Below are 12,998 nucleotides of genomic sequence, written 5' to 3'. Positions count from 1 at the left end.
ATTGAGGAAAAGAGGTAAAATGAAAGTGTGCCGAACACTTTTAAGTAGGAGTTGAGCTTATGGCTATTACGGGAACAGACGAAATAAGTTTAAAAATATTAAATACTTTAAAATCTGGTACAAAAGTAAAGGACATTCCGACCATGTTTCCGGTTTCTTTGGATAATGCCAAACGGTTAAGCCGTTATTCTCGTATCTTAGAAAAAGCAGAAGAAAATCTACACCTTCAAATATTTGAAAAGGTTCGGTTACTCGGTTTAAAAGTCCTTCATCTTGCTCCACTGTTCAAACAAGAAGATTGGGAAGGGCTGACAGAAATTTTATCGACCATCACCGAAAAAACAAAAAGAGAAGAACTGCCACTACTCATTACAGCATTGAAAGAAAAGCGGGAACGAATAGGTGAATTTCAAAAAGATGTGAATAGCAAACGTGAGTACCTTCAAAAGAGGGAAAAATAGTTGCTGCAATTAGAAGAAAATACAAACCAATTAATGAAAAAGGTCGAAAAAGAAATCAAGTTTTTAAAGCAGTATTCCCAAAACACTCAAGATTTTTTTGTTGAACATCTTGGGGTATACGAAGAGAAATTAGTTTTGGCTAAACGACTTGATTCCAGATGGCAGAAGTCTTTAAAAAAGAAAGAGATTTTAGCTTATGATGATTCAAATTATGTTTGGTTTGTAAATAATCTTGATGGGTTAGCAGAGGATTACACCAAAAGAACGGATCGCAAGAACCCTTATCCTACTGAATGGGATTATGACAAAGAAAAAAAGCGAAATCACGCATGGGGAACCCCGTTAAGCCCATATTATCGTCTACCTTCGGGGTTAGCAGAAGATTTAATGACCACTATTGAAGCGATTAATAAAAAGAAAAAAGAAATTGAATCTGAACGGAAAGGCATTCAGAAACAAATGCAGCAGCTTAGAAAAACCTCTCCACAATCTTTCATTGAAGCCGTTGCAGCCACAAATACACTGTCCCTATACGATTTAAAACGACATGGAGAACTACAAGATAAAGCCTTAAAATGGCTTTTTAATAAAGGGTATATTGTTGCTAGTGAAGTAACATTACCAAACGGAAACGTGCTGACGTTGTAGGATATAATGAATCCGGGCACATTGTTATCATTGAAGTGAAAGTATCGAAATCTGATTTTTTACAGGATGAGAAATGGGAATCTTACCTCAATTACTGTGATTATTTCTACTTCCTGTTAAGTGAAGAAGCTCGGACAGTATATTATCAGATTGGAAAAAAAGTCGGATTACTCCAAGAAATGAAAAATACTTTAAAAGTGGATAAACCTCATGACCTCGTACATACTACAAATGATCGTGAAAAAGTATGTTTTACGATCAATAAAGTCTTATCTAAGAAATTTGTATATGGGTACTAGTTAATGGAGTTAACGAGTTACCTAATAATATATAAGAATTTTCATTAATCAAAGTGAATTGATAATCAAATGCTTACGGAAAATTTTAAAAGAAGGGGTAGTGTCCCATACCAATCAAGCTGAAGGAATGGGTTTCCCTCAAAATGGGAAAAATATCATCCTTTTTCAAATTAGTACGGAAACTAAGTAAGAAGTGCACCATCATAAGTATTCTAAAAGTTTTTAATGTCCCTCGTTTTATTTATTATCGCTGGGTCAAAGGGAGACAAGAAGATAAAAATAAGTATGGAAGATTTAATCAATTTGTAAATTGACTAATTATTGAAATGGTTATAGGAAGCTTAAAGCTATAATTGAACATAAATACCATATTGAATTAAATCTAACTTATGTATCGTTGATTTCTAATGTTCTTTGTTACATGCCCCCCTTTTTTATGCGGGTTCCAGGCTTCTTCAGAGGCCCAAAACGTTGATGTATCGACATTGTATAAAATCTTGGCATAAACCAGAAAAAACGACCAAGAGCACCCCTTTGCTAAGGCTTTGGTTGGCTCTTTTGTTTACTTCATAATTACGGTTATATTAACTATATGTGAATAAAACACCTATTTACACAACTTTCAGTAAACGCTTACAATGGTTATAAATCCTTAACAAAGCTTTAACAAGTGAACTTTATATATAATTTGAAAGCAATATAATCTGGGGAGGGACAGTCGGTGGCTATCGGTTCTAGTGTGATGTTTAAAGGAGAAAAGTATAAAATTATATGGTTATATGATAATGGTACTTGTGAGATTAAGAAGAAGGATTCATTAGGCCAAGTTGAATTAGTGAAAATTTCTGAACTTAAAACCTTTGAAAAAGCCATCGGTTTCTGCTGAATCTGATGGCTTTTTGATTATCTATAAAGCCGATTATGGTAACTGGATTTGTTTTAACTTGTAAAAAAATGTTGTAGGTTTGAATTTTCAAAATATAAATTCCAAATGTTTTACTTTCTCTTCTATCTCTTTTTTTTCTCTTGTCCTGTGTGTGGGTAGTGCGGGTGGATCATCTACTATCCTATCGTCCTCATTGTCCTCTTTATCTTATTCCCTATTCTCATTGCGGTAGTGAATAGTTGACCACATTCTTAAGAATTCTCAAGAATGAATCTCCTAAAAATAACAGTGTCATAACTTAAAAAAGCGAATAGCATTAGCTAGTCGCTTTTCTTGTAGAACAAACCCACTTGTTTAAACATTATTTTGTCGAATAAAAGTTAAAGGGTTTCGTATAAATTCTAATAAATTAAGGTACTAAAGCACAATGGTAAATTATACTTAATTTGAACTTTGTTGATACTCGCAATCGAGTATTTTTTGTATATAAAGGTGTCATAAATTAAAAGTTATGGTACTGTTGTTTGTCCAACTACGATACAGGTTTAGTTTAATAATACAAAATACTATTTATTAATTAATTACAATCTTAGGTCAATTTTAAAACCAGCATGAATTAGCATGCTGGTTTTACTTAACCATTTCAATTAGAATTTTGAAGCAACTTTTGCAACGTTTTCTAAACCGTCTGCAATGATTTCTTGTGCGCGATCAGGATACTGGTTATGTCCTTCGATAACCACTGTCTCAGGGCTTGTAATGCCCCAGAAACCAAGGAGAGTTGTTACATAATTAACAGCCATTTCCATAGAAGCCATCGGTTCTAAAGAGTAATCTGAACCACGAGCACTTAATACTGCAACTTTTTTGTCACCAGCTAGTCCAACTGGTCCTTGTTCTGTATATTTGAATGTTTTTCCTGCTTGAGAAAGGTAAGAAATATAGGTTACTAGTGGAGCAGGAACTGTGAAATTCCATAAAGGAAAAGCAAATACTACTTTATCAGCATCTAAGAATTGGTTTAAGTATTGTTCAACGATATCTGCAGCTTTTGCTTCTTCAGCTGTTAACTCTAAACCCTGGCTACGTTTGTATCCTCCTGTAATAGCAGTATTTCCGAAGTATGGAAGATCAAGATTAAAAAGATCTAGTTCAGTAATTTCCTCATTTGGGTTCGCTTCTTTATAAGTGTTTACAAATGTTTCATACATTTTCGAACTAATTGCTTGTTCCGCTGGACGATCATTGGCTTTGATAAATAATACTTTTGACATTGTTTTATTCTCCTCTGTATTTATATTTTGTTCTTTATTCCCAAATAACTTGTTTAAAAATCCCATTTTGACACCAACCTTATTTTTAATAATCAATGCTTTCTTTATAAAAACAACATCCCCAATTCACTTACTAGTTTCCTTCCGAACAATTGGATCTACCTCCGTAACTAACGGATTAATGCACTCAGCTACTTTCTTAAACAGTTAAAAAGTAAATAGATTTAAATCTCTAATTGAATACGATTCCCGGAAGGATCAAAAGTAATAAAAATATCATTTTCTACTGTAACGGTTGCACCAATACTCTCTAAGTTAGCTACTACATGATCTCTAGCTTCCTCATTTGGCAGAATTAGTGTAAAGGATTCGAGTCCAACACTATTTGCAGGGGGAGGAGGTGCACCCACACCATTCCAGGTATTTAAGCCAATATGATGATGGTATTTACCAGTAGAGATAAAAAGTGCTTGAGCTCCATATCGGTTTACCACTTCAAAACCAAGTCCCTTCGTATAGAATTCCTCAGTCTTTTTCAATTCAGATACATGTAAATGTATATGTCCCATAACTGTACCAACAGGTAGACCTTCCCAAGGTTTCTCCTGTTTTCCGTTTGAAAGCAGGTCTTCAAAATTTAACGGATCCACTGTCATTGCTACCTCACCGTTATTCCAAGTCCAATCAGAAGGGTCACGGTCTATATAGATTTCAATACCATTCCCATCTGGATCTGATAAATAGAGAGCTTCACTAACTAAATGGTCTGATGAGCCAATTCGAATCCCTTTGTCGATAAAATGAAAGACAATATTCGCTAAATCTGAGCGATGAGGTAAAAGGATTGCAAAGTGATATAACCCTGTTGTCCTGCCTTGATTTAGTACAACATTTTCCGGTTGCTCAAGTGATAATATACTGGTTTTACCATCTGTCGTTAATTTAGCTGTTGTTTTTGTTTGTTCTAAAACGTTAAAACCGATGACTTCCTGATAATACTTAAGAGAGCGTTCTAAATTTTCCACCTTAATTTTCACATGACCTACAAAAGTATTCGGTTTACTATGAAATCCCATTTTTATTCCTCCTAATGAGTTCGATTCATTCAGAACGAAGAAACTTGTTATCTAAAGAGAATGCAGACTTATTTGCGAAAGCAAGATAGATGGACATTGCCAATAGCGCTAGATCAAGTTCATATCCTGCCATTTGACCATTCCCTAGAAGTCCTAAAGGAAGTTTTGCAGTAAAAATGGCACCTAACATAATAACCGCAAACAAGACAGAAACAATTCGTGTTCCAATTCCTAGAATTAAAGCAATACCACCAATTAATTCTATTAATGCAACAACATAAGCCATAAATCCTGGAATCCCGATGCTATCAAAGAACCCAACAGTGTTATTTATCCCCCCTTGAAATTTTGATAATCCATGAATGAAGAAAATAAGACCTAAAACTACACGTAAGATAACTTTCCCTACTTCATTTTTGTTCATACTTTTTAACTCCTTTTCGTTTAATATTTAGTTACTTTATGTAAGTAAGTTTATTTGGGTACTTATGTATTGTCAAGTAATTATATGGTTAAATAAAATTAAATAACAAATAGTTAGGTGATATAATATAAATAGAGGGGTGTAAGAATATATGAAACAATCTACTATTTGTCCTAGATTTGAAAAAGCAGTCTCGCTTTTAAGTCAACGTTGGAATGCTTTAATAATCTATCAATTACTATCCTGTTCAGGGCGGTTTAGCACGATCCAATCTTCTGTTGGAATCAGTGGAAAAGTGTTGTCTGAGCGATTAAAAGACTTGGAACATCAAGGAATTGTAAAGCGAAATGTCATTCCAGAAACACCAGTTATTATCGAGTACTCACTAACAGAAAAAGGGACTTCTTTAAAACCTATTTTAAAAGAGATAGAAAACTGGTCTCAGTTTTGGGTGAAACTAGAGAGTAAGGAAACATAAGATAATCTGAAAAGCAAAATGAAATAGAAACTTAGAAAAAAGAGTAATTGGCATTCTCATGATTTCTTCCTTTGAGGAGAAGCTCGTGATAATGTCTTTTTCTTTGTCTAGTGCTGTTACACAAACGAATTCATGATAATTACGGAAGTAAGCTTCATCAAAAAAGTTTCAAATAGTGGAACAAAAATCTCCATTGTTGAATTAAATTTTGAATGAGGTTTAAGATAGTTTTAGAGCCGAGGTGAACTTTATGAGTAAATACGAAGTTTCCACATTAAAAAAGGGACTACAGATCTTAGAGCTATTGAAAATAAATCGATCTTTAACGTTGAGAGAGATTTCTGAAATGCTTCAGCTAACGAAGACGACGGCTTTTCGGCTAGTGAATACGTTGGAAGACATGGACTATATCAAGAAACGGGGCAAATATTTTGAATTGAATCAGGTGATGTTTCTTTCCGTTCCTGAAAGAAAAACATCCATTGATTGGATTACATTACGAAGTCCCTATCGTTTGGGGATGAGTGTAGGGGAAAATGTGTATATAGGAACACTAGATGGAACGAAGTTGGTCATGCAGCAAATGATTAAACCTCCTTTCAAAGAACCTTTTCATGAAGAGATAGGCAATCGTTCTCCTGCCCATCAAAGCGCCATAGGAAAAGTAATACTAGCCCATTTAAATCCAAATGAACGAAAAGAGCTATTTTCTCATCTTTCTTTGACTCAAGCGACTGATCATACATTTATAGATCAAGAACTATTTTTTCATCATTTAGATGTTATTAAAAAACAAGGGTTTGCGATTGATGACGAAGAGAGATTCTTAGGCGTTCGTTGTATAGCAGCTCCTGTGTTTCGTAACAACCAAATAATAGCCGCAGTCGCAATAGCCGGTCCTAGTGAAAGTATAAAAAGGAGTATTTTGCGAAGCTTAACACGCAAGGTTATCAACGGCAGTAAAGAAATAACAAATGAAATAGAGTAGGATCTTGACTTGAAAAGTCCTTAGAAATCCATTGTTTAACTTGTCTCTAAAATAAAAAGTGTGAAAAGGAGAATGAAAATTGACTAAACAAACACAATTGGGAAAAACAAGTATATACGTTAATCCGATTGGACTTGGAACAAACGCTGTTGGAGGACATAATCTATATCCCAATTTAGATGAAGAAGCAGGAAAAGAGTTAGTACGGGCAGCGATTAATCATGGGGTTAATCTTTTAGATACAGCATTCATTTATGGACCAGGGCGTTCTGAAGAATTAGTCGGAGAAGTGATCAAAGAAACAGGAAAGCGTAGTGACGTTATTCTAGCAACAAAAGCTGCGCATAAATTTGTTGGACAAGATGTTGTTATCGACAATTCTCCAGCATTTTTAAAACAAACCGTTGAAGATAGTTTAAAACGTCTACAAACGGACTACATCGATTTATTTTATATCCATTTTCCGGATAATGATACACCGAAGGATGAAGCTGTTGGTATTTTAAAACAACTAAAAGATGAAGGCAAAATTAGAGCTATTGGGGTATCTAATTTCTCCATTGAACAGTTGAAAGAAGCGAATAAAGACGGTTATGTTGATGTGTATCAAGGTGAGTATAACTTATTACAACGATCTGCTGAAAAAGAGTTACTCCCATACACAGCGGAGCAGAATATTTCATTTATCCCGTACTTCCCTCTAGCAGCTGGCATATTAGCAGGTAAATACAATAAAGACATGTTATTTAATGACCTTCGTTCACAAATGCCGCATTTAAAAGGAGAAACATTTGCACAAAACTTAGAAAAAGTAGAAAAGATACGTAACATTGCTGATGCTAAACAAACAGACGTTGCCCATATCGTCTTAGCTTGGTATTTAACACGTGATTCCATTGATGTTGTGATTCCAGGTGCAAAGAGAGCAGAACAAGTACTCGATAATTTAAAAACATTAGATGTTCAATTAACAGCAGAAGAAATTCAAGAAATCGATCGTACTTTCCAAGAATAAACAACATAGGAGAAATCACATATGAAAGAAGTGTACAAACCTTTATTCGAACCATTTACTTTTCGCAATGGAGTACAATTAAAAAACCGAATAGTCATGGCACCCATGACGACCTTTTCTGCAAATCCGGATGATACGGCTTCAGATGCAGAGATCGACTATTATGCGGCACGTTCCAACGGTCCGGGAATGGTCATTACAGCTTGTGCTTATGTTCAAGAGAATGGAAAAGGATTTGAAGGACAGTTTGCCGCGGATCGAGATACGATGATTCAAAGTTTACGAAGGGTGGCTTCTTCTATAAAAGAAAAAGGAGCAAAAGCCATCATCCAGCTCTATCATGGTGGACGATTAGCTGTACCACACTTAATCCCAGACGGGGAAACAGTCAGTGCAAGCAGTGTGGCTCCTCTTCTTGATCGGGGGTTTTACAGTATTGATCAAACCCCTTGTAGTTTGAGCGATGAAGAAGTCATTCAATTAATTAAGGATTTCGGAGAGGCAACTCGTCGTGCCATAGAGGCAGGTTTTGATGGGGTGGAACTTCATGGTGCGAGTGGATATATTATTCAACAATTTTTTTCCCCTCATTCGAATACAAGAACAGATCGCTGGGGCGGAAACATCGAAAAACCACTTGCATTTCCACTTGCAGTCATAGAAGAAGTGAAAAGAGTCATGGCAGAGCATGCCAAACAACCTTTTATCCTTGGCTACCGTCTGTCCCCCGAAGAACCGGAAACGCCAGGAATCACGATGGCTGAAACTTTTATTCTTCTTGATGCGCTAGCTGACGCAGAACCGGATTATATTCATATGGCATTAAATGATTTTTGGTCTAAGCCCCGCCGTGGAGTGGAAAGCAATCGTTCACGGGTTGAGCTCATTCAAGAGCATGTAGGAAATCGAGTTCCTATTATTGGAGTAGGCTCCATCCATACACCAGATCAAGCGATAGAGGCACTAGAGAAAACAAGAATTCCTTTTGTTGCATTAGGAAGGGAACTCATTATGGAACCTCAGTGGGTAGAAAAAGTAGAGCAGGGAAAAGAGAAAGAAATCAAAACGACCATTAATCCAAGTAATCAAGCCCTTCTCACTATACCGGATCCACTCTGGGAACTCATATTAGACGTGCCTGGTTGGTTTCCTATTGAGAAAGAAACAATCCAAAAGTAAGATATCTTTGTTCAATACTGAGCAAATTAATTGAATAACTGAATAAGGACAAACAACAATAAATAGTAAATAATTAATCATATATAAAAGGAGAATGACCATTATGACAATTAAAGTGAAAGCAATTATAGGTAGCACAAGTTCAACTTCATTCAACTTAAAGATAGTTGAATTTATGAAAAATCGTTATGCAAATCAACTAGATATTACACCTGTATTAATCAATGACGTTGAAATGTATTCAATTGATATTGAAAATGACGTACCAGCAAACACGAAAAAATTTAAACAGGATGTGAAGGATTCAGATGCCGTTTTATTTGCAGTCCCTGAATATAATTTTTCAATACCAGGTGCAATGAAAAATGCAATCGACTGGTTATCACGTGGTGGGGATTTTGAAATCAAAGACAAACCTGCATTTATCGTAGGTTCTTCTATGGGTGCATTAGGAAGTGTTCGTGCTCAAATTCATTTAAGAGAAATCTTATCAAATCCCAACTTGTCACCTATCTTATTACCCAATAATGAAGTATATATTGGTTCTATTCATGAAAAAGTGGATGAGGCTGGTGAAATTACGGATCAAGCGACCATTGAATTCTTAGATTCAGTTGTGAAAAACTTTGTTGAATTCTATAACAAAACGAATTCCCTGGCTGCCGTTCATTCATAATAAACTAAAGTACTTAAGTACAAGGTAAATTATACCTACAAAAAACGGGTCCTTTAGTTAAACAAGGATTGCATAAAACCCCACTTTTTTATGCATTTTTAAAGCTTCTTCAGAAGCCTAAAACGTTGATCTATCAACGTTGTATAAAATCATGCATAAAGGATAAAATAAGAATGATATCCCAGCACACAGCGAATCCCTTGTGGTACCAAGGGATTCGCTTCTTTTTTTCTTCGTTTGCTAGCTTCCTGAAGTTGGTTTTATGTTAACTAGATTTGTATAACGTATACATTCCTCAACCCTTAAAAGTATTGAGCATATGAAAGTAGGATAGGATGAATAAATAGATGATGTACAAGCGTACGGATTAAATCGTTGGGAAAAGAAGGAGTTTCTAGACAGTGGAGAAAGCAAAAATTAGTGTCATTCAACTATTTGCCATGATGTTTATATATGAACTTGGAAGTGCGCTTGTCGTAAGTTATGGAGTAACGGCCAAAAAAGACGCCTGGCTTGCGATTTTATTAGGGATATGCGGTGGAATCGTCTTATTTTTCATTTACTACTATTTATTTCGCCAATATCCAAATCTGCCGTTGACCGGATATGCTAGGAAAATATTTGGTAAATACGTTGGGTGGATAATTGGTTTATTATACGTAATATACTTTTTGTATGATGCTGCCCGAAATCTGCGTGACTTCGGGGATTTGCTGCTTACATCGACAATGACAGAAACACCGTTATTAGCGCTCAATATCTTAATAGTTCTTGCTATTTGTTATGTCCTTAATCTAGGGATTGAAGTATTGGGGAGAACAACAGAAGTATTTATTGTCATCTTGATTTTATTAGGTTTAACAGGAAATCTTTTCGTCTATTTTTCAGGTAATGTCGAGCTCCATAATTTGCAACCCTTTTTGGAAAATGGATGGAAACCCATTTTAACGACAGCCTTTCCGTTGCTTATTTTTTTCCCTTTCGGAGAAATGATCGTTTTTACCATGCTGCTTCCATATCTAAATCGGCCCGAATTAGCTAAAAAAGTTTGGCTGTCTGCCGTCATTTCAAGTGGACTTATTTTAAGTTATACAACAAGTTTAGATATCGCTGTTCTTGGTGTTGAAGAAGTGGAGAGAGCGACGTTTCCTTTGTTATCAACCATCGGAAAGGTCAACCTTTTCGAGTTTATCCAACGACTTGATTCTCTTGTTGTCTTTACTTTTCTGATTACTATGTTTTTCAAAATATCCATCCTTTTTTATGTTGCAGTCATCGGAATCGTCGACTTGTTCAAGTTAAAAAATCATCAACAAATTGTTTTACCAACCGGGATTATTCTTCTCTTTTTATCCATGGCGATTGCCTCAGATTTTACAGAACATATTGAAGAAGGTCTAAACATTATACAATATCCTCTTCACATGCCTTTCATGGTGATCATTCCGTTGTTCATGTTACTTGTTTCCATGATTCGTAATGGTTTCAAAAAGAAAAGTAGATCGAAATGAAATATAATAACCACTGGGCTATATTCCAAAGCCATCAGGTTTAAACAAATTCGATAGCTTTTTTGAAAGAAAGTATAAAATTTTTGGTCTATCACAGTTACTTTATTGATTTTATCTCTTTACTAGTCTCCTTATCCTTTGCTCTATGTATTGCAACCACTGCAATTGTTAGTATGAGTAAATTAAGCGTATTTACCGTGTATCCATATACATGTATGTATATTTCTTTTGTGTAGATAAAGCGAATAGCATAGTAGATTCCACAAAGGACTAATATGTCGTTTTGTAAATCTAAGATTTTCTTAAACATATCCATTCTCCTTTTATTACTAGTTCATTATTACATTTACTTTTTTTGGGAAATTTATACTTTAAGAGGGTTCAAATCGTTATGAAAGAGCCATACATGGTGTATGGCTCTCTTTTTCATTGCCTATAAGGCTTGATGACAGGGTAGCTGTTGTAGTCCGCAGAATAAATACCAATTATAGTGAATAAAAATCATAATTAGCTCTAAAAGATCACAATCAAAAACGTATGTATTTGATAAAATGGATTTCCTCGTTATTCTGATGAAAAAATCTTTGATTTATCGTTATCAAAACTATTCTCAAAAACAGATTATCAATAACTTCCCTTTGTGAGCATAAATCTCTCTCAAAAATCTGATACGTAAATTACATTTTATGTAAATTATCTTGCAGACTAAAGCAGGAACCCTGTCACTATGCCTATAAGAAGCTTTATGTTAACTAGATTTGTATAGAATATACATGTCTTGTACCATGAAAAAGTATAACTTCGAGATTGATTAGATTTTTATGGATTATATGCAAGGACAACTTGAATTAGTAGATATTGAACATCAAAGAAAGATATGAAATAATTTTATTAACTATTAGGAGGGATTTAAATGACATTACTTTCAGAGATTCTTGGATACAATACACAATTCGTTGAAAATAGGGAATATGAAAAATACGAAACGACTAAATTTCCTAATAAAAAAATGGTTATTCTTACATGTATGGATACCCGCCTTGTTGAATTATTGCCTCAAGCTATGAACCTAAAAAATGGTGACGTAAAGCTTATCAAAAATGCAGGGGCAATCGTTTCACACCCGTTTGGAAGTGTGATGCGAAGTATATTAGTTGCAATTTACGAGCTTGGGGCAAAGGAAGTTGCCATCGTTGGCCATCACGGTTGTGGGATGAAAGGGTTAGAACCTAATTCTTTCTTAGAAAAATGTGAACAGGCCGGATTAGATAAAGAAGTCGTGGAAACTTTAAGCAATGCAGGCATTGACATCAAAAGTTGGTTAACAGGATTTCAATCGGTTGAAGAAAGTGTCGAACAAAGCGTTAGGATGGTTAAAAATCATCCGATGTTCCCAAAAAATATTAGTGTCCATGGACTTGTTATCTGCCCGGAAACAGGGAAATTGGATATAGTAGTAGACGGATATGAGAGTTAATTGGTTGAAAGAAAAATCTTTCTTATATCCCTGTTATTTGGCTCATACTACTGATAAGAGCAAAACAGTTACGAAGTTTAATGATAATATTTTAAATTAACTTCCTACATCAAAGATTATGTGAACACGAACACCCTCCAGCTAAGTGATTTGGAGGGTGTTCGTGTAGGCTCCTAGATACATTGAATTCCGATAATCCCTCATTATGTTAACTAGTTTTGTATATAGTATTCATCTAATACTTTGGAATCTTATTGGGGTAGAATCACATGCCCATATAGCCCCTTTTTTATATCGGAAGTTGACTTCCTATTACGGTAAAGGAAATAAAAATAGTCGAAAATCGCATTTTAAAACCAAAAGCGACCTAATAACAGTCATATCTTTAGTGATATGACTGTTATTACATACTGTTGAAAAACAAAATTGTCTATGGACAAAATGCGAAAATCTCGATAAAATCCCTCGTAAATCAATTGAAATGTGATGCACCCCAAAAGTTAGAGTCAGAAATCTAACTTTTGGGGTGTTTATTTATGACTAAATATAGTGATGAATTTAAGATTATGGTAGTTCAAGAATATCAAGAAGGAAAACTTGGATATC

At 34.9% G+C, this 12,998-nt stretch carries 14 protein-coding genes; 11 read left to right on the top strand and 3 right to left on the bottom strand.

The window, feature by feature from the left end; translation table 11 throughout:
* Nucleotides 1-59: 59 nt before the first annotated feature.
* From K9V48_RS21545 to K9V48_RS21530, 4 genes are all read left to right on the top strand, one after another.
* Nucleotides 60-461, top strand: a complete 402-nt coding sequence (locus K9V48_RS21545; protein WP_224141198.1) for a hypothetical protein — start codon at nt 60-62, stop codon at nt 459-461.
* Nucleotides 462-1,109, top strand: coding sequence for a hypothetical protein (locus K9V48_RS21540; RefSeq protein WP_224141197.1), 648 nt, complete (start codon nt 462-464; stop codon nt 1,107-1,109).
* 35 nt (nt 1,110-1,144) lie between these two features.
* Nucleotides 1,145-1,408, top strand: coding sequence for a hypothetical protein (locus K9V48_RS29730; RefSeq protein ID WP_224141196.1), 264 nt, complete (start codon nt 1,145-1,147; stop codon nt 1,406-1,408).
* A gap of 721 nt (nt 1,409-2,129) precedes the next feature.
* Nucleotides 2,130-2,294 carry a hypothetical protein gene (locus K9V48_RS21530; protein WP_224141195.1) on the top strand — a complete coding sequence of 55 codons (165 nt, stop codon included), beginning with the start codon at nt 2,130-2,132 and terminating at the stop codon, nt 2,292-2,294.
* Nucleotides 2,295-2,941: 647 nt separating this feature from the next.
* Here the strand turns inward: K9V48_RS21530 and K9V48_RS21525 are convergent.
* The 3 genes from K9V48_RS21525 to K9V48_RS21515 form a co-directional block, all read right to left on the bottom strand.
* Nucleotides 2,942-3,634: an FMN-dependent NADH-azoreductase gene (locus tag K9V48_RS21525; RefSeq protein ID WP_224141194.1), complete on the bottom strand. Its 693-nt coding sequence runs from the start codon at nt 3,632-3,634 to the stop codon at nt 2,942-2,944.
* A 158-nt stretch (nt 3,635-3,792) separates the two neighbouring features.
* A complete protein-coding gene (locus tag K9V48_RS21520) occupies nt 3,793-4,644 on the bottom strand; it encodes a VOC family protein (RefSeq protein WP_224141193.1) in 852 nt (283 codons plus the stop codon).
* A 25-nt stretch (nt 4,645-4,669) separates the two neighbouring features.
* Nucleotides 4,670-5,068: a DoxX family protein gene (locus tag K9V48_RS21515; RefSeq protein WP_224141192.1), complete on the bottom strand. Its 399-nt coding sequence runs from the start codon at nt 5,066-5,068 to the stop codon at nt 4,670-4,672.
* A gap of 151 nt (nt 5,069-5,219) precedes the next feature.
* Here K9V48_RS21515 and K9V48_RS21510 point away from each other — a divergent pair, with 151 nt between their 5' ends.
* The 7 genes from K9V48_RS21510 to K9V48_RS21480 all read left to right on the top strand — a co-directional run bounded on the left by K9V48_RS21510 (nt 5,220) and on the right by K9V48_RS21480 (nt 12,392).
* The gene (locus K9V48_RS21510; RefSeq protein WP_224141191.1) at nt 5,220-5,546 is read left to right on the top strand and encodes a winged helix-turn-helix transcriptional regulator; all 327 of its coding nucleotides are present in this window, start codon (nt 5,220-5,222) and stop codon (nt 5,544-5,546) included.
* A gap of 250 nt (nt 5,547-5,796) precedes the next feature.
* The gene (locus tag K9V48_RS21505) at nt 5,797-6,534 is read left to right on the top strand and encodes an IclR family transcriptional regulator (protein WP_224141190.1); all 738 of its coding nucleotides are present in this window, start codon (nt 5,797-5,799) and stop codon (nt 6,532-6,534) included.
* A gap of 79 nt (nt 6,535-6,613) precedes the next feature.
* Nucleotides 6,614-7,549 (top strand): aldo/keto reductase, encoded by a 936-nt coding sequence (locus K9V48_RS21500; RefSeq protein ID WP_224141189.1) that lies wholly within the window; start codon nt 6,614-6,616, stop codon nt 7,547-7,549.
* Between the two features lie 21 nt (nt 7,550-7,570).
* Nucleotides 7,571-8,728: an NADH-dependent flavin oxidoreductase gene (locus tag K9V48_RS21495; protein ID WP_224141188.1), complete on the top strand. Its 1,158-nt coding sequence runs from the start codon at nt 7,571-7,573 to the stop codon at nt 8,726-8,728.
* Nucleotides 8,729-8,831: 103 nt separating this feature from the next.
* The gene (locus K9V48_RS21490; protein ID WP_224141187.1) at nt 8,832-9,404 is read left to right on the top strand and encodes an NADPH-dependent FMN reductase; all 573 of its coding nucleotides are present in this window, start codon (nt 8,832-8,834) and stop codon (nt 9,402-9,404) included.
* Between the two features lie 401 nt (nt 9,405-9,805).
* On the top strand, nt 9,806-10,915 hold the full coding sequence (locus K9V48_RS21485) for a GerAB/ArcD/ProY family transporter (RefSeq protein ID WP_224141186.1): 1,110 nt from the start codon (nt 9,806-9,808) through the stop codon (nt 10,913-10,915).
* 913 nt (nt 10,916-11,828) lie between these two features.
* Entirely contained in the window at nt 11,829-12,392 is a 564-nt protein-coding gene (locus K9V48_RS21480; RefSeq protein ID WP_224141185.1) for a beta-class carbonic anhydrase, read from the top strand.
* Nucleotides 12,393-12,998 lie beyond the last annotated feature (606 nt).

This window comes from Metabacillus rhizolycopersici (genome assembly GCF_020075705.1).
The sequence above is the reverse complement of the archived record's forward strand: the minus strand, read 5'-3'. Positions and strand labels throughout refer to the sequence as shown.

Coding starts and splice junctions, on each gene's coding strand:
- K9V48_RS21505 (WP_224141190.1), top strand. CDS start 5,797: ATGAGTAAATACGAAGTTTCCACATTAAAAAAGGGACTACAGATCTTA.
- K9V48_RS21490 (WP_224141187.1), top strand. CDS start 8,832: ATGACAATTAAAGTGAAAGCAATTATAGGTAGCACAAGTTCAACTTCA.
- K9V48_RS21545 (WP_224141198.1), top strand. CDS start 60: ATGGCTATTACGGGAACAGACGAAATAAGTTTAAAAATATTAAATACT.
- K9V48_RS21515 (WP_224141192.1), bottom strand. CDS start 5,068: ATGAACAAAAATGAAGTAGGGAAAGTTATCTTACGTGTAGTTTTAGGT.
- K9V48_RS21480 (WP_224141185.1), top strand. CDS start 11,829: ATGACATTACTTTCAGAGATTCTTGGATACAATACACAATTCGTTGAA.
- K9V48_RS21520 (WP_224141193.1), bottom strand. CDS start 4,644: ATGGGATTTCATAGTAAACCGAATACTTTTGTAGGTCATGTGAAAATT.
- K9V48_RS21495 (WP_224141188.1), top strand. CDS start 7,571: ATGAAAGAAGTGTACAAACCTTTATTCGAACCATTTACTTTTCGCAAT.
- K9V48_RS21510 (WP_224141191.1), top strand. CDS start 5,220: ATGAAACAATCTACTATTTGTCCTAGATTTGAAAAAGCAGTCTCGCTT.
- K9V48_RS21525 (WP_224141194.1), bottom strand. CDS start 3,634: ATGGGATTTTTAAACAAGTTATTTGGGAATAAAGAACAAAATATAAAT.